This is a genomic window from Gordonia hydrophobica NBRC 16057 (genome assembly GCF_001592365.1).
Taxonomy (GTDB): Bacteria; Actinomycetota; Actinomycetes; order Mycobacteriales; family Mycobacteriaceae; genus Gordonia; species Gordonia hydrophobica.
The window spans coordinates 44,754-61,546 of sequence record NZ_BCWU01000008.1 but is presented as its reverse complement, the minus strand read 5'-3'; the positions used below and the strand labels follow the sequence as shown (position 1 = coordinate 61,546).

The following is a 16,793-nucleotide window of genomic DNA, read 5'->3' as shown; positions in this document are numbered from 1 at the left end:
GGGCTTTCGACGCACCAGCTCTGGGCTTGTCGACGACGCTACGAGCGCGGTGTTGCGGTCCGCAGCGTCGCGCGTTTCCAGAACGTGACGTCTTCCGCACCACGTTTCGGTGAGATTTCGGCGCCTGCGAGCGCTCAGTAGACGTCGCGGACGTACCGTCCTTCGGCCGCGAGCGCACGGAGGAACCGTTCCGCGGCGGCGGGTGCCATGCGTCCGTGCTCGGCGACGATCGCGAGCAGCGCGTCGTCCACGTCGCGAGCCATGCGGGAGGCGTCTCCGCACACGTAGAGGTGCGCGCCGCGGCGGATCCAGGCCCAGAGTTCCGCGGCGTGCTCGGCCATCCGGTGCTGGACGTAGACCTTCTCGGACTGGTCGCGGGAGAACGCCAGCGTCAGGCGCGACAGGACACCGGACTCGGTGAAGGCGTCGAGCTCGGCCGCGTACAGGAAGTCGGTGGCGCGGTGCCGTTCCCCGAAGAACAGCCAGTTGTCGCCGGTGGCTCCCGCCGCGGCGCGGTGGTGGAGGAACCCGCGGAACGGCGCGATGCCGGTGCCCGGGCCGATCATGATCGCGGGCGCCTCGGCGTCGTCCGGTGGACCGAACGCGGCGTTGGGCTGGATGAAGACCGAGACCGGGGCGCCCGGCTCCGCATCGGCGGCGAGATCAGCGTCGAGGTCGGCGAGAAAGCCGGAGCACACGCCCTGTCGCGGCGCGTCCGGGCTGCCGAAGCGCACCACCGAGACGGTCACCTCCACCCGGTTCGGGTGGGCGGCCGGGCTCGACGAGATCGAGTACAACCGGGGCTGGAGCCGTCGCAGCACGGTCAGCCATTCAGCGGCGCTCGCCTCGACGGGGTGGGTGGAGAGGAGATCGACGGACTGTCGACCCCACGCCCAGTCGGTGAGCGCGCGCGGATCGTCGAGCAGTGCGGCGAGCTCGGGATCGTCGTGCCGGTCGGCGACGAGCGCGATCACATCGCGGGTGCAGCGGGCGATCTCGAAGTGCTCGGTGAGCGCCGCGCGCAGCGGCATCGGGTCGTCGTCGACGGTGACCGTCTCGGCGCCGTCCAGCCGCGTGCAGCGCAGCCATTCCTCGACGAGGGCGCTGCTGTTGCGCGGCCACACGCCGAGGGCGTCGCCCGCCGTGTAATTCAGCGCACCGTCGGGCAGGTCGAAGGCGATGCGTCGGACGTCGCGCCCGCCCGTCGGGTCGGTGAGGACGACGTTCTCGACGACGCGGGTCGGAAACGGGTGCTTCCGCGAGTACGTCGGAGCCGGTTCCGGAACCGCGGGCTCGGTGTCGAGGGCCGTGACGACGGTGTCCAGCCAGGTCTGCGCGGTGTCGGCGTAGTCGGGCTCGCAGTAGGCGGCCGGTGCCAGGCGGGCGGCGCCGAGCGTGTCCAGGCGAGCGTCGAGTTTCCGTGCGAAGCCGCAGAAGTCGGCGTACGAGGAGTCGCCGAAGCCGAGGACCGCATAGCGGACGTCGGGCACGTCCTGGGCGCTGAGCCCGGACAGCAGGTCCCACAGTCCGAATGCGGCGTCGGGGGCGTCGCCGTTGCCGGTGGTGGCGACCAGGAACAGGATGTCGCCGGTGAGATCGTCGATCCCGACGCGATCCGCGCCGATCGTGACGGCGGTGAAGCCCTGGTCCTCGAGCGCCTGCGCGCAGTCTCCGGCGTAGCCTTCCGCCGTACCGGTCTGCGACGCCCAGACCACCCGGATCGTGCGGGCAGGCGCGGCGCTCTCCACCGCGACCGCGGCGCCGACCGAACTCGTCGGCACTCGCGAGAAGTAGCCGGCGAGCACCCCGTCGACCCACGTCCGCGTCACCGGCGCCAGCGGTGCGTGGTCGGGCAGCACCGGAATCGCGCCGTCGGGCGGATTGGCGGTCAGTCCACGCAGCAGTCCGCCGAGATAGCCGCGCTCGACGTCGGAGAGCTCGTGCTCGACGTCGGCGACGCCGAGAGCGGCGGCCAGTCCGGTGGTGAGGCCGGCGGGGAGTGCGGTCGCCGTCACGGGCGCCTCCTGCGAGTCGGGTGCGGGGTCGGCGACGGGGGTGAGCGCGACCGCGCAGGCTTTGAATTCTGGCTGCAGCGAATCCGGATCCACGGCGTCGTTCGTGACGGCGTTGACCGCGAGGAGTTCGCCTGCGGCGTCGCCCCAGTGCATCGGGACGAAGCAGACGCCGACCGCGACCGCATCGTCGATCCGGGCCTTGACGCGCGCGGTTCCGCGGCGCGACCGGATCTCGACCAGGGCGCCGGCGTCGATGCCGAGCCGCTGAGCGTCGTCCGGATGCACTTGGACGAACGATTCCGGGTCGAGTCGGCACAGCTTGGCGACGCGACCGGTCTTGGTCATCGTGTGCCATTGATTCGCGACTCGACCGGTGGTCAGCGCCATCGGATAGTCGTCGTCGGGCACCTCGGCGGGCGGCAGGTGCGGACGGCTGACGAACCGCGCCCGCCCGTCGGCGGTGGGGAAGCGGAGCGTCCCGTCGCCGAGGTAGCGGATGGGATTGCGTGCCGGACCGTCCGGTGCGGCGGGCCACTGCACCGGACCGGTCCGCAGGCGGTCGTAGTCGATGCCGCGCAGGTCCCAGCCGGTGGTCGGATTGTGGAAGCCGACGATCTCGTCGAACACCGCGGCCGCGTCGGGATGGGAGAACCCGTCCGTGAAGCCCATCGCGCGGGCGATCTGTGAGATCAGCTCCCAGTCCGGACGCGCTTGGCCGGGTGCGGCGACGGCGGGGCGGGTGAGGCTGACGCTGCGTTCGGAGTTCACCATCGTGCCCTCGGCCTCGGTCCACAGCGCCGCAGGCAGCACGACGTCGGCGTAGGCGGCCGTCTCGGCGCCGTCGAAGGCCTCCTGCACGACGACGAACTCCGCCTGTTCCAGCGCCGCGATCACCGTCGACCGATTCGCGACGGACGCGACCGGGTTGGTGCAGATGATCCAGACGGCTTTGATCCGGCCGTCGGCCACCCGCTGAAACAGGTCGATGGTGCCGCCGCCGGGGTCGTCGCGGATGGTCCCGGCCGGCACGTTCCAGCGTTGCTCCACTTCGGCGCGGTGGGCGGGGTCGAGCGCGGTGCGCTGTCCGGGAAGCCCGGGTCCCATGTAGCCCATCTCGCGTCCGCCCATCGCATTCGGCTGACCGGTGAGCGAGAACGGGCCGCATCCGGGGCGGCAGATGGTGCCCGTCGCGAGGTGCAGGTTGCAGATGGCCGTGGTGTTCGCGGTGCCGTGCGTCGACTGGTTCAGCCCCATGGTCCACAGGGTCATCCAGGCGTTCGCGCCGAGGATGATGTCGGCGGCGGCGCGGAGGTCGTCCTCGTCCACACCGGTCACCGCGGCCACGCGGTCGGGCGGATAGTCGTCCAGGAGTTCGACGAGCTGGTCCCAGCTGCGGGTGTGCGCGTCGATGAAGTCACGGTCGATGCCGTCGGCGTCGACGATCAGCCGGAGCAACCCGTTGAGGAGTGCCAGGTCGGTGCCGGGGCGCACCGGAAGATGGAGGTGCGCCTTGCGAGCGGTCGCGGTGCGCCGCGGGTCGACGACGATCAGGCGGGCGCCCGCGGCGACCCGATCCATCATCCGCAGGTACAGGATCGGATGGCAGTCGGCCATGTTGGCGCCGATCACGAGGAACGCGTCGGCCTGGTCGAGGTCGTCGTAGCTGCCGGGCGGGCCGTCGGCGCCGAGGGCCTGCTTGTAGCCGGTGCCTGCGCTCGCCATGCACAGGCGCGAGTTCGACTCGATCTGGTTGGTTCCGAGGAAGCCTTTGGCGAGTTTGTTCGCCAGGTACTGCGCCTCCATCGACATCTGCCCCGACACGTAGAGGGCGATCGCGTCGGGACCGTGGCGATCGCGGATGTCGGTGAGCCTGCGAGCGGTCTCGGCGATGGCGTCGTCGACGTCCGCGGGCCGCTGCGCGTCGGCGCGGCGGCCGCGGACCAGCGCGGTGGTGAGCCGGCCGGGCGCGTTGAGCAGATCGGCGGTCGTCGCTCCCTTGGTGCACAGGCGTCCGCGATTGGCGGGGTGCGCGGCGGTGCCCCGCGCACCGGTCACCGCACCGTCGTCGACGGTGAGCGTGAGGCCGCATCCGACACCGCAGTATCCGCAGACGGTGTCGACCGACTGCGCGGCGCCGACCGGACGCAGGGTCAGCGGTGGGGAAGTCATGTCAGACACGGTGTCGCAGGCGTGTTTCCGATCGGGCAGCGCGGCGTTACAGCGATGTCAACTCCATCCCACTGTTCCCAACCGAGCGCTTGTTAGGTAGAACAGAGGAATGACTACAGATGCAGTGATCGTCGACGCCGTCCGCACCCCCATCGGCAAACGCAACGGCGCCTTGGCCGACATCCATCCCGGCGACCTGAGCGCTCACGTGCTCACCGCCCTCGCTGACCGCGTGGGCATTGATCCCGCGACCGTCGACGACGTGATCTGGGGATGCGTCAGCCAGGTCGGCGATCAGGCGGGCAGCATCGGTCGCGTCGGCGTCCTCGCTGCGGGCTGGCCGGAGTCGGTGCCCGCAACCGTCGTCGACCGGCGGTGTGGATCCAGCCAGCAGTCGGTGCATTTCGCCGCGGCGGGCGTGATCGCCGGACAGTACGACATCGCGATCGCGGGCGGCGTCGAATCGATGTCGCGGGTGCCGATGGGCGCCGCCCGCGGCGACGGCGCGCCCTACCCGGCCTCGGTGCTGGACCGCTACGGCGTCGACGGATTCAACCAGGGGCTCGGCGCCGAGATGATGGCCAAGCGCTGGAACCTGTCGCGTGCGCAGCTCGACGCCTACTCGGCGCGCTCGCACGAGCGCACCGCCGCAGCACAGGACGCGGGCGTCTTCGACGGGCAGATCGCCGCGATCTCCGAGGGGCTCGCCGCCGACGAGGGCGTGCGCCGCGGGACCACGGTCGAGAAGCTCGGGGGCCTCACGACTCCGTTCGATCCGGAGGGCGTGATCACCGCGGGCAACGCGTCGCAGATCTCCGACGGCGCGGGCGCACTCCTCATCACCAGCAGTGAGATCGCCGCCGCGAACGGCTGGACGCCGATGGCCCGTGTGCACACCGCCACCCTGGCGGGCGACGATCCGGTCATCATGCTCACCGGGCCGATCGCCGCCACCAAGAAGGCGCTCGAGCGGTCCGGGCTGGCGGCCTCCGACATCGGCGCCTACGAGGTCAACGAGGCGTTCGCCCCGGTGCCGATGGCGTGGCAGGCCGAGATCGGGGTGCCCGATGAGGTGCTCAACCCGGTCGGTGGCGCGATCTCGGTGGGCCATCCGCTCGGCGGTTCCGGTGCGATCCTGATGACCCGACTCGTTCACCACATGCGGGACAACGGCATCCAGTACGGTCTGCAGACCATGTGCGAGGCGGGTGGGATGGCGAACGCCACGATTCTGGAACTGCTCTGAGGTAATCGGGCAGGGGTGATCGGGCAGGGGTTGAGTGGGCAGGGTGATCGAGTGCGGGTGGTCGTCGCAGGAGCCGGCGTCGCTGGGCTGACCGTCGCTGCCGGCCTGGTGCGCACCGGTCACGAGGTCAGCGTTGTGGAACGGCGCACCGACACGACGTCGGGCGCCGGGATCAGCCTGTGGCCCAACGCGCTCGCCGCGCTCGACACGCTCGGTCTCGGCGATCCGGTGCGCGACGCCTCGGCGCGCATCAGCGGGGGAGCCATGCGCTGGCGCGACGGCACGTGGTTTCGTCGCCCCGGCGCGCAGGCGCTCACCGCGGCGCTGGGCGAACCGCTCGCGGTGCTCCGCCGCGTCGATCTTCGGGACGTGCTGTCCGCAGCGCTGCCGCTCGATGCGGTCCGGTACGGCGTGGCGGCAGTCGCCGGGCGGACCGTCGGCGACCGCGTCGTCGTCGACCTCTCCGACGGCACGTCGGTGGAGGCGGATCTGCTGATCGCCGCCGACGGCGTCGGATCGCGCCTCATCCGCATGTTCAACGCCGGGCTGGTGAGTCGATACACCGGCTACACGGCGTGGCGCGGCATCGCGGACACCGCGGTGCGCGCCGACCTCGCGGGCGAGGTCTTCGGCGAGGCCGTCGAGGTCGGGATCGTCCCGTTGCCGAACGGTCACACGTACTGGTTCGCCACCCGCCGCGAACCCGAGGGCGCGGTGTTCGCCGACGAACTCGCCGAAGTCGTGGCGCTGGCGCGGGGCTGGCCGGAGCCGATCGGTGAGGTGCTCGCGGCGACCGCGCCCGAGGCGGTGAGTCGTACCGACCTCTACGATCGCGCGACCGCGCGGCGCTGGTCGTCGGGCCGCATCGTCGGCCTCGGCGACGCCGTGCACCCGATGCGTCCGCACCTGGGGCAGGGCGGCTGCCAGGCGATCGAGGACGCCGCGATCCTCACCGCAGTGCTGAACCGGCGTGCGTCGCTCACGGACGCGCTCGGCGACTATCAACAGATCCGGACTCGCCGTGTGCGGCGGGTGGTCGCCGAGTCCGCCGCGATCGGTCGTGCGGTGAACGCCCGACCGAACGCAGTCATGGGAGCGATCATCCGGGCGACGCGGGTGCTCCCCGACTCGGTGATGATGGGACACGTCGCCGCCGTCGCCGGACCGGACGCCTTTACCCGCCAATGGCGTCGGATCGGCGGTTAGCGTCAGAACGTGAGGGTTCTCACGACCGTGTGGCGCTCGCTCGGGTCCGGGCCCGACGACGTGCCCGAGAAACGTCGAAACTCCTGTTCACGGGCAATTCTGTCGGTGAACTCGGAGCTCGCGGTGCCCCCGGTAGGATTCGAACCTACGACCGGCGGATTAGAAGGCCGCTGCTCTATCCCCTGAGCTACGGAGGCGGGGCTGTGCCGCATGTTCGGGCAGCACAGAGGGTGTCTCCGCAGTTCAGTGGGCATGCGCTCAACAGATGCGCATTCCCGCGCCGAGGAGCGGAGGCGTGCCGCCCGACATCGTGGGCGGCGAAGGCCTACTATATCGCGTCCTACAGTGGACACCATGACAGTGACGTCCGCTGAGGCGGTGAAGGAACCCGTACGTGATCGACTCACCGATCCGTCGCGGTTCCGAGCAGTACTGATCCTGCTGATCGCCGTCGTCGGCTCGGTCGCATCCGTGGTCGTCACCGCGGCGTCGGCGTCGACCGCGTTGCAACTGCTTGGGGTGCCCGACGCCGGCTGGCTGACCACGTACGGGCTGCCGGTCGCGACGGTCGTGGGGCAGTTGAGTGCGGCCGCCGGCTTAGGCAGCCTCGTGTTCGCCGCCTTCTTCGTGCCGCCGCAGAGTGACGGACAGCTCGACGTCGGCGGATACCGCGCCATGCGGTGGGCGACGTGGTCGTTCGCGACCTGGGCGGTGTGCGCGTTCCTGATGATTCCGCTGTCGATCTCCAATGTCAGCGGTTCGCCGCTGAAGGAGTTCTGGAACAGTCCGGAGACGCTGTGGACGGCCTATCAGATCGTCGCCGACGGCAAATACTGGATGTGGACCGCGGTCTTCGCTATCGGAGCAGGCCTGATCTCGCGGCTGGCCTTCCACTGGGGGTGGACCTTCCCCGCGTTGATCCTAGGATTTCTGTCGCTGATGCCGTCGGCGCTCCTCGGGCACTCGTCGGCCGGCGGCGCGCACGACATCGCGACCAACAGTCTGATCCTGCACATCGTCGCCGCGGCGGTCTGGGCGGGTGGACTGCTCGTCGTGCTCGCCTATGCGTTCGGCGACGGGCGATGGCGGAACCTGGCGCTCTCCCGATACTCGCGCGTGGCGTTCTGGTGCGTGATCGTGGTCGCCGTCAGCGGCGTCCTCAACGCGCTGGTGCGGATGCCGCTGGCCGACTTGTTCACCACCACCTACGGACTCGTCGTCGTCGGGAAACTCGTCACCGTCGTGGTGGCGGGACTGATCGGCGGCGCGCACCGCGCCTTCACGCTCCGGGAACTGGAGGCGACGGACACTCCGCGGAAGTCGCTGTTCGTGCGGTTCGCCGCGGTGGAACTCGTCGTGTTCGCGGTGGCCTTCGGATTCGGTGCCGGGCTCTCGCGCACGCCGCCCCCGGTCCTGGCGACGGCGAACGTCTCGCCCATGGAGCTGAAGATCGGGTACGACCTCAACGGACCGCCGTCGGCGCGTAGCCTGCTGCTGGACTGGCGCTTCGACATCATCTTCGGCAGCCTCGCGATCATCGCCGCACTGGTCTATCTGCGCGGCGTGTACCGCCTTCACAAGCGCGGTGACGCGTGGCCGGTCGGGCGGACCGTCGCCTGGCTCCTCGGCTGCGCCGCACTCCTCTTCGCCACCTCATCCGGCATGGGTCGTTACTCGCCTGCCATGTTCAGCACGCACATGATGAGCCACATGATGCTGTCGATGCTGGTTCCGGTCCTGCTGGTGCTCGGCGGTCCGGTCACGTTGGCGCTGCGGGCACTGCCCGCCGCCGGGCGCGGTAATCCGCCGGGGCTGCGCGAGTGGATCCTGACGGGGATCCACAGCAAGTACTCGCGATTCATGACGCACCCGGTGTTGGTCGTCATCCTGTTCGTCGGGTCGTTCTACGTGCTGTACCTGGGCGGACTCTTCGACGTCGTCGTCGAGAACCATTCGGCGCACCTGCTGATGAACCTGCACTTCCTGGTGAGCGGGTATCTGTTCTACTGGCTGACGATCGGCATCGATCCGGCGCCGCGCACCATCAGTCCGGTCGCGAAGCTGGGCGTGGTGATGGGCTCTCTGCCGTTCCACGCCTTCTTCGGCGTCGCCCTGATGATGACGAGCGGAATCATCGCCGAGAAGTGGTACGTCTCGCTGCAGCATCCGTGGGCGTACGACATGGCCGCCGATCAGCGAGTCGGCGGCGGCATCGCCTGGGCGACCGGCGAGTTCCCGCTCGTCGTGGTGATGCTGGCGCTGCTGGTGCAGTGGAACCGTTCAGACAGTCGTGCCGCCAAGCGGTTCGACCGCAAGGAAGACCGCGACCACGACGCGGAACTCGAGAGCTACAACCAGATGCTGCGTCAGATGAATGCGCCGGAACCGCAGCACGCACCCGTCGACCACACTCCCGTCGACGCCGCGTCGGACACGATCAAGACGCGTGGAACCACGCCGTCGAATGGAACGACACCGCCGAGCTGATCGAGCGCGGTGTCGGCCGCTTACGCGGCGGCCAGCTGGAACTGCCCGAATCCGAACCGGTGCTGGTGCTCGGCCCAGGTCCGCAGGTGGAGGATGCCGGTCTGATAGTCGAGGAAGAGATTCTTCCAGGCGCGGGCACTGTGCACGACGTGCGCGGTGATCACGGCGGACCGGTGGAGGAGGCGGCGCATGAACGACGTCACGCGGTGGGCCCACTCGAACTCCGTGGACAGGATCGCGAGGCCGAGGAAGAAGGTGACCCAGCCGGGTCCGGGGATGGGCAGCGGAATCATCACCATGCCCGCCAAGACCAGAAGAGTGCCGATGACGCCGACGCCGACCCGATAGAAGTGGTTGAGGACCGGTCGCTGCCGGATGACGTAGCGCCGCTGCCGGTGCCATACCTTCAACCGCAGTCGCATATCGGCGTGTACCTCTCGTTGGGGACGTGTCCGTATCGGCCGCCTGTGGCGACTCGTACTCAGTGGTAACGATCGCCGGGGCCGCGGCGGTTCCCAGTGTGACACACTGCACTCCCGGATCGGGAATGGAACGGGACCGTGTCGGCAGTGCGGGCTCGGCGTCGGTCACCCGGCACGTGCGAGGCGAGGAGTGTGCCCGGCCCGATAGGATGGTCGCCGAGCCATGCTGCCGCCGAGCGAGATCGGGAGGCGCATCAAGGGTGAGAAAAGCATTCGTCGCAGCACAACGCTGCAGCTAGGAGCGATAATCGTGGCTGAGTTCATCTACACGATGAAGAAGGTCCGCAAGGCGCACGGCGACAAGGTGATCCTGGACGACGTCACCATGTCGTTCTACCCGGGAGCCAAGATCGGCGTCGTCGGTCCGAACGGTGCGGGCAAGTCGTCGATCCTCAAGATCATGGCCGGACTCGATCAGCCGAGCAACGGTGAGGCGTTCCTCGACCCGGACGCGACCGTCGGCATCCTCCTCCAGGAACCGCCCCTCAACGAGGAGAAGACGGTCAAGGAGAACGTCGAAGAGGGCATGGGCGAGATCAAGGTGAAGCTTGACCGCTTCAACGAGGTCGCGGAGCTCATGGCCACCGACTACTCCGACGAGCTCATGGAGGAGATGGGCAAGCTTCAAGAGGAGCTGGACAACGCCGACGCGTGGGACTTGGACTCGCAGCTCGAGCAGGCGATGGACGCGCTCCGCTGCCCGCCGCCGGACCTGCCGGTCACCCATCTCTCCGGTGGTGAGCGTCGCCGCGTCGCCCTGTGCAAGCTGCTGCTGCAGAAGCCCGATCTCCTCCTCCTCGACGAGCCGACCAACCACCTGGACGCCGAGAGCGTGCTGTGGCTGGAGCAGCACCTCGCCAACTACGCCGGCGCCGTGCTCGCCGTGACGCACGACCGCTACTTCCTCGATCACGTCGCCCAGTGGATCTGTGAGGTCGACCGCGGTCAGCTGCACCCGTACGAGGGCAACTACTCCACCTACCTGGAGAAGAAGGCCGAGCGCCTCGAGGTGCAGGGCAAGAAGGACCAGAAGCTGCAGAAGCGCCTCAAGGAGGAGCTCGCGTGGGTCCGTTCGGGCGCCAAGGCCCGCCAGACCAAGAACAAGGCTCGCCTGGCCCGCTACGAGGAGATGGCGGCCGAAGCCGAGAAGCACCGCAAGCTCGACTTCGAAGAGATCCAGATCCCGACTCCGCCGCGCCTGGGCAACGTGGTCGTCGAGGTCAGCAACCTCGACAAGGGCTTCGACGGCCGGGTGTTGATCAAGGACCTCTCGTTCACGCTGCCGCGCAACGGCATCGTCGGCGTCATCGGTCCCAACGGCGTCGGCAAGACGACGCTGTTCAAGACCATCGTCGGGCTGGAGGAGCCGGACTCCGGCAACGTCAAGGTGGGCGAGACGGTCAAGCTCAGCTACGTGGACCAGGGCCGCGCCAACATCGACCCCAAGAAGACCGTCTTCGAGGTGGTCTCGGACGGACTCGACTACATCGAGGTCGGACAGAACGAGATGCCGTCGCGCGCTTATGTCAGCGCCTTCGGCTTCAAGGGCTCCGATCAGCAGAAGCCCGCCGAGGTCCTGTCGGGCGGTGAGCGCAACCGCCTGAACCTGGCGTTGACGCTCAAGGAGGGCGGCAACCTGATCCTCCTCGACGAGCCGACCAACGACCTCGACGTCGAGACCCTGAGCTCACTGGAGAACGCGCTGCAGGAGTTCCCTGGCTGTGCCGTCGTGATCTCGCACGACCGCTGGTTCCTGGACCGGACCTGTACCCACATCCTGGCGTGGGAGGGCAACGTCGCCGAAGGCCAGTGGTACTGGTTCGAGGGCAACTTCGAGGCGTACGAGGCCAACAAGATCGAGCGCCTGGGCGCCGACGCCGCGCGTCCGCACAGCGTGACGCACCGCCGCCTCACGCGCGACTAGGCGTGTCGCCCTAGTGTCCCGCGTCGGAAATTCGCTTGCGGTTGCTGCGGCCCGGTGAACGCCTGATCCACATCAACACGAACGCAATTTCCGACGCAGGACACACGATTGATTCCCGGTAACCGTCACTCCTCAGGTCGGTCACGTCCCTCGTGCAAGAGCAGCGAGCGCGGGGCTCTATCGAGATCTGCGTCCCCGGGAGGGACCGCAACCAGGCTTGCGGTCTCGAGAGCGTATGAAAAGACGAACCGGCGCAGCGTCGCGCAAGGCTTGCGTTCGATCTGATGTCGCCGCGCCGCGCGCCGCCTACTGTCACATAGCCGCCGCTTCACTCCATGGAGCCGGCTGCGGCTCGCGATCCGTCGGAGCAGTGCCGAGATCACCACACGATGGCAGCGGAAAGCCCCTTGATGCCGGCGGAACTCGCGGCGGTCTCGATAACTGCGTGCTCGCTACGCTCGCAGGCAGCACTCGACCAACGTGGGGACGACCGTCACCGAGAGTCAATCATCTGATCGTCGATCGGTCGGGACGAGCCTCGAACTCGGTCTGGGAGCGGTACTCTCGTGCCGGATGAGTAGACGAGGTGGAGCGGTCCCGCTGGTCGGCTCGCGTGCGCTCCCCTCAGGCGAGGGAGGCGGATTGACGTGAACGGCTCGTCGGATCGACCGGACGATGATCTCGCTGCCGAGTTCGCAGCGTTCTATTTCCCCGAGTCCCCGGACACCACTGAGGTGTCCGGGGACTCGTGGTCTCGGCTGGCGCGACACCTGGCTCTGGGCGACGTCCGTGAAGCGGGGGAGACGTCGGTCGGGACCACCGAGCTCGACGACGGGTCGGTGGAAGTGCAGGTGGTCGCCGACGACATCCCGCTGCTCGTGGAAGCCGTGCTCGCGGTGATCGACGCCGCAGGCCTGACGATCACCGCCAACGAGCATCCGATCCTCGCGGTGCGCCGGGACGGCGACGGCCGGATCGTCGGTCTCGAGGAGTCGGCGCCCGGCGTCGGAGGCGGGCCGGCCGCCGAGTCCTGGATCAGCGTGACGACCGGTCCCGCGGGCGGGTGCGACACCGATCTGCTGCGCGCCGACATCGGCGGCGCCCTGGTGCGGGCGGGGGCCGTGCACGTCGACGGCGCTCAGATCGCCCGTCGGCTGTCGGACCTGACCGAGTCCATCAGCGACGACGACGAGGACGCCGACCTGTTGAGCTGGTTCGCGATCCGCGACAACTTCTTGGCCGTGGGGTACCGCGAGGCCGGCCCGGGGCCGGGCGGTCTCGGCGTGTGGCGCGACGCGGCGACGTCCCGACCGCAGCCGCTCGCGGCCGCCGATCCGGTGACCGTCGACCACGCCTACCTGCCGACCGGCCTGCTCCGCACCCGGTTCCCGATCATGCTGCGAGTGCGGGTGGACGGGAGCGAGCACCAAGTGGTCGGCACCATCACCTCGATCGGCGCGTACCAGTCGGTGCGCTCGATCCCGGGCGTCCGCGGCAAGGTCGCCGACGTGCTGCACGGGCTGGCGTTGGCGGAGGACTCGTACGGTGGGCTGGCCGCCCTCGAACTACTGCAGACGTACCCGCTCGCTGAACTGATGGTCGCCGACAGCGAGGATCTGACGCGGCGGATCGCGCACCTCTTCGACGCTCAGACCACGCGCGATCCGCGCTTCTACGCGCGCACCGGCGCGGACGGCTTCGCCAGCATCCTGGTCTTCATGCCGCGCGAGCACTACTCGTCCGACGTCCGCGCCCGGATCGTCGCCCTGCTCGAGGACCAGTTGGACGGCAGCCAGACCGAGTTCCTCACCCGGCTGTCGCACTCGCCGCTCGCACAGTTGCAAGTGGTGATGCGGACCGAGGCCGACGTGTCGACCGCTGTGGGTGGCGACCTCCTCGAGCACCTCACCGAGGAGGTTCGCACGTGGTCGGACCGGGTCCGCGAACTGCGGCCGGCCGACCCGGAGACGGCGCGGCTGCTCGGCACGGTCAGTGAGCGCTACCGGGACGAGCGGGAGCCCGCCGACGCCGCCGTCGACCTGCCGATCGCAGCGCGACTGGCCGTCGACGACCTGCACGTCCACCTCGACCGGACGGTCGACGAGGCGTGGCGCTTCGTGCTGTACCTGGCGGACCAGACGGCCGCGCTCACCGAGCTCCTGCCGATGCTGCAGAGCCTCGGACTCACGGTCATCGACGAGCATCCGCACACCGTCGACCGTCCCGACGGCGTCGCCGTCAACGTCTACGACTTCACCGTCCACCCGGCGCCCCACGTGGAGCTCGACGCCACGCCGGGGCTCGACGAGCGCGTCGCCGACGCCTTCGCGGACATGTGGCTGGGGGAGACCGAAGTGGACGGGCTCAACGAACTGGTCCTGCGCGCAGGCCTGCCCTCGCGGCAGGTCGCGATCATCCGCACCTACACGCGGTACCTCAACCAGTGCGGTGTCGGCTTCACCCTCGCGCACGTCGCCGAGGTCCTCGGCGGCCACCGCGCCGTGACCCGCGCTCTCGTCGAGCTGTTCGCGGCGAGCTTCGATCCGGACACCGGCGGGACCGACCGGCGCGCCGCCGCGGCGGAGAGCCTGCGCGGACACATCGCCGAGATCCTCAGCCTCGACGCCGACCGGGTGGTCTCCGCGCTCGCGACCGCGGTCCAGGCGACGCTGCGCACCAACTTCTACATCGAGGAGCATCGGCCCGGCATCCGCCGCACCATCGCCGTGAAACTCGACACCGGCGCGATCGAGCAGGCGCCGCAACCGCGGCCGCAGTTCGAGATCTTCGTGTACTCGCCGACCGTCGAGGGCGTCCATCTCCGGTTCGGCGACGTCGCCCGCGGCGGACTGCGGTGGTCGGATCGGCGGGAGGACTTCCGCACCGAGATCCTTGGACTGGTGAAGGCGCAGGCGGTGAAGAACGCGGTCATCGTGCCGGTCGGCGCCAAGGGCGGGTTCGTGGTCCGCGAACCGGTCGCGCCAACCGGCGACCCGGCCGTCGATCAGCAGGCGTTCCGCGACGAGGGCGCCGCCTGCTACCGCACCTTCATCGGTGCGCTCCTGCAGATCACCGACAATCTGGATCCGGCGACCGGTGCGGTGCGGCCGCCCGCGCGCGTGGTGCGGCGCGACGGCGACGACCCGTACCTGGTGGTCGCCGCGGACAAGGGGACCGCGGCGTTCTCCGACATCGCGAACGCGGTCGCCGACCAGTACGACTTCTGGCTCTCCGACGCCTTCGCGTCGGGCGGCTCGGTGGGCTACGACCACAAGGCGATGGGCATCACCGCCCGCGGCGCGTGGGAATCGGTGAAACGGCACTTCTGGGAGATGGGCGTCGATACGCAGACCCAGGACTTCACCGCGGTCGGCATCGGCGACATGAGCGGCGACGTGTTCGGCAACGGCATGCTGCTGTCCCGCCACACCAGACTGGTGGCGGCGTTCGATCACCGGCACGTGTTCGTCGACCCGGAACCGGAGGCCGCGACGTCGTACGTCGAGCGGGCTCGGCTGTTCGCGCTGTCGCGGTCGTCGTGGGACGACTACGACCGCACGCTGATCTCGGCAGGCGGCGGGGTGTGGTCGCGGCAGCAGAAGTCCGTCGACGTGAGCCCGCAGATGCGTGCGGCGCTCGGCCTCGCCGCCGACGTCGTCGCGCTCTCGCCGCCGGAGTTGATCCGGGCGATTCTGCTGGCGCCGGTCGACCTGCTGTACAACGGCGGCATCGGCACCTACGTGAAGTCCTCCACGGAGGCCGACTCCGCGGTCGGCGACAAGGCCAACGACGCCATCCGGGTGGACGGGAACCGATTGCGCGTCAAGGTCCTCGGCGAGGGCGGCAACCTCGGGGTCACCGAGCGGGGCCGCATCGAAGCCGATCTCGCGGGTGTCCGCATCAACAGCGACGCGATGGACAATTCGGCGGGCGTCGACTGCTCGGATCACGAGGTCAACATCAAGGTGCTGCTGGGTGCGCAGGTGTCCGCGGGCACCCTCGCCGTCGACGACCGCGACGACTTCCTGCTGTCGATGACCGACGACGTCGCCGAGCTGGTGTTGGCCGACAACATCGACCAGAACGCCGAACTCGGCATGGCGCGCGGCACCGCCGACGACGACACCGATCTGCACGGCAGGATGCTCGCCTACCTGGCCGCGGCGGGCGTCGACCTGGAGCTGGAGGCGCTTCCGACGCCCCGCGGGCTGCAGCGACGCCGTGCGGGCGATCTCGGGCGCGGGCTCACGAGTCCGGAGCTCGCGACGATGATGGCGCACGTCAAGCTCGACGCCAAAGCCCGGCTGCTGCAGTCGTCGCTGCCGGACAACGAGATGTTCGACGCCCTCGCGGCGTCGTACTTCCCGGACCCGGTGCGCGAGAAGTTCGCCGACGGCATCCGCGCGCATCGGCTCAAGCGGGAGATCGTGACGACGATGCTGGTGAACCGGGTGGTCGCCGACGCCGGCATGACGCACCTGTACGCCCTGGCCGAGACCTCCGGCACCGACGTCGACGATGCGATGCGGGCCACCGTGGTCGCGACACGGGTGTTCGGGATCGGTGCGCTGCTCGCGGAACTGCGCGGGGAGAGGGTCGCGGTCGCAGTGGTCGACGACGCCACCCGACGGGTGCGCGGACTGCTGGCCGCCGGCGCCCGCTGGTTCCTGACACACCGACCGCAGCCGCTCGCGATGGCGGCGGAGACCACCCGGTACGCCGAGGTCGCCGACCTCGGCGGACGGCTCGACGAGTGGCTCAGCGGCACTGCCTCCGGCGAAGTCGAGAATCGTCGCACGATCCTGGTGACGGCGGGAGTGCGGCCCGCAGCAGCGCAGGCGGTCGCACTCAGCCCGCATCGGCTGCTCCTGCTCGACGTCCTGGACCTGGCGGAGATCGCCGACCGCTCGCCCGACGAGGTCGGAGAACTGTTCTTCGCCGTCGTCGAACGATTCGGGATCGACGAGCTCTCGACGCACATCGACCAGTTGGCGCACGGCGACCGCTGGACTGTGCTGGCTCGGCTGTCGCTGCGCGACGAGCTCCAATCGGTGCTCCGAGCCCTGACTCGCGCCATTCTCACCATGTCGGAGCCGGACGAGCCCGCCGAACAGAAGATCGACGACTGGGCGCAGGCGCGGTCGGCGCTCATCGGTCGCGCGCAGGCCACGCTCGCCGATCTCGCGGCAGGCGGCGAGTGGAACCTGGCGACGCTCTCGGTGGCCGTGCGATCGCTGCGCGGGATCGTGGGTTAGTGTCACGGC

The 16,793-nt window shown here is 69.4% G+C and carries 7 protein-coding genes and 1 tRNA gene; 5 read left to right on the top strand and 3 right to left on the bottom strand.

Annotated elements, in window-relative coordinates; all coding sequences use genetic code 11:
- Nucleotides 1–134: 134 nt before the first annotated feature.
- The gene (locus GH2_RS14275) at nt 135–4,184 is read right to left on the bottom strand and encodes a bifunctional nitrate reductase/sulfite reductase flavoprotein subunit alpha (RefSeq protein WP_066169327.1); all 4,050 of its coding nucleotides are present in this window, start codon (nt 4,182–4,184) and stop codon (nt 135–137) included.
- Between the two features lie 109 nt (nt 4,185–4,293).
- On the opposite strand from GH2_RS14275, the gene GH2_RS14270 reads away from it, so the two are divergent.
- Entirely contained in the window at nt 4,294–5,430 is a 1,137-nt protein-coding gene (locus GH2_RS14270; protein WP_066169325.1) for a thiolase family protein, read from the top strand.
- 57 nt (nt 5,431–5,487) lie between these two features.
- On the top strand, nt 5,488–6,636 hold the full coding sequence (locus GH2_RS14265) for an FAD-dependent monooxygenase (RefSeq protein WP_307825451.1): 1,149 nt from the start codon (nt 5,488–5,490) through the stop codon (nt 6,634–6,636).
- Between the two features lie 124 nt (nt 6,637–6,760).
- On the opposite strand, the gene GH2_RS14260 is transcribed toward GH2_RS14265, so the two are convergent.
- Nucleotides 6,761–6,833, bottom strand: a tRNA-Arg gene (locus GH2_RS14260).
- Between the two features lie 157 nt (nt 6,834–6,990).
- Here GH2_RS14260 and GH2_RS14255 point away from each other — a divergent pair.
- Nucleotides 6,991–9,123, top strand: coding sequence for a bifunctional copper resistance protein CopD/cytochrome c oxidase assembly protein (locus GH2_RS14255; protein WP_084247513.1), 2,133 nt, complete (start codon nt 6,991–6,993; stop codon nt 9,121–9,123).
- Nucleotides 9,124–9,143: 20 nt separating this feature from the next.
- Here GH2_RS14255 and GH2_RS14250 read toward each other — a convergent pair whose 3' ends face one another.
- Nucleotides 9,144–9,545, bottom strand: coding sequence for a TIGR02611 family protein (locus GH2_RS14250; RefSeq protein ID WP_066169322.1), 402 nt, complete (start codon nt 9,543–9,545; stop codon nt 9,144–9,146).
- 310 nt (nt 9,546–9,855) lie between these two features.
- Between GH2_RS14250 and ettA the strand changes: the two genes are divergently transcribed.
- Complete coding sequence (gene ettA / locus GH2_RS14245; protein ID WP_066169321.1) at nt 9,856–11,529, top strand: energy-dependent translational throttle protein EttA; 1,674 nt, start codon at nt 9,856–9,858, stop codon at nt 11,527–11,529.
- A gap of 647 nt (nt 11,530–12,176) precedes the next feature.
- Nucleotides 12,177–16,784, top strand: coding sequence for an NAD-glutamate dehydrogenase (locus GH2_RS14240; RefSeq protein ID WP_066169319.1), 4,608 nt, complete (start codon nt 12,177–12,179; stop codon nt 16,782–16,784).
- Nucleotides 16,785–16,793 lie beyond the last annotated feature (9 nt).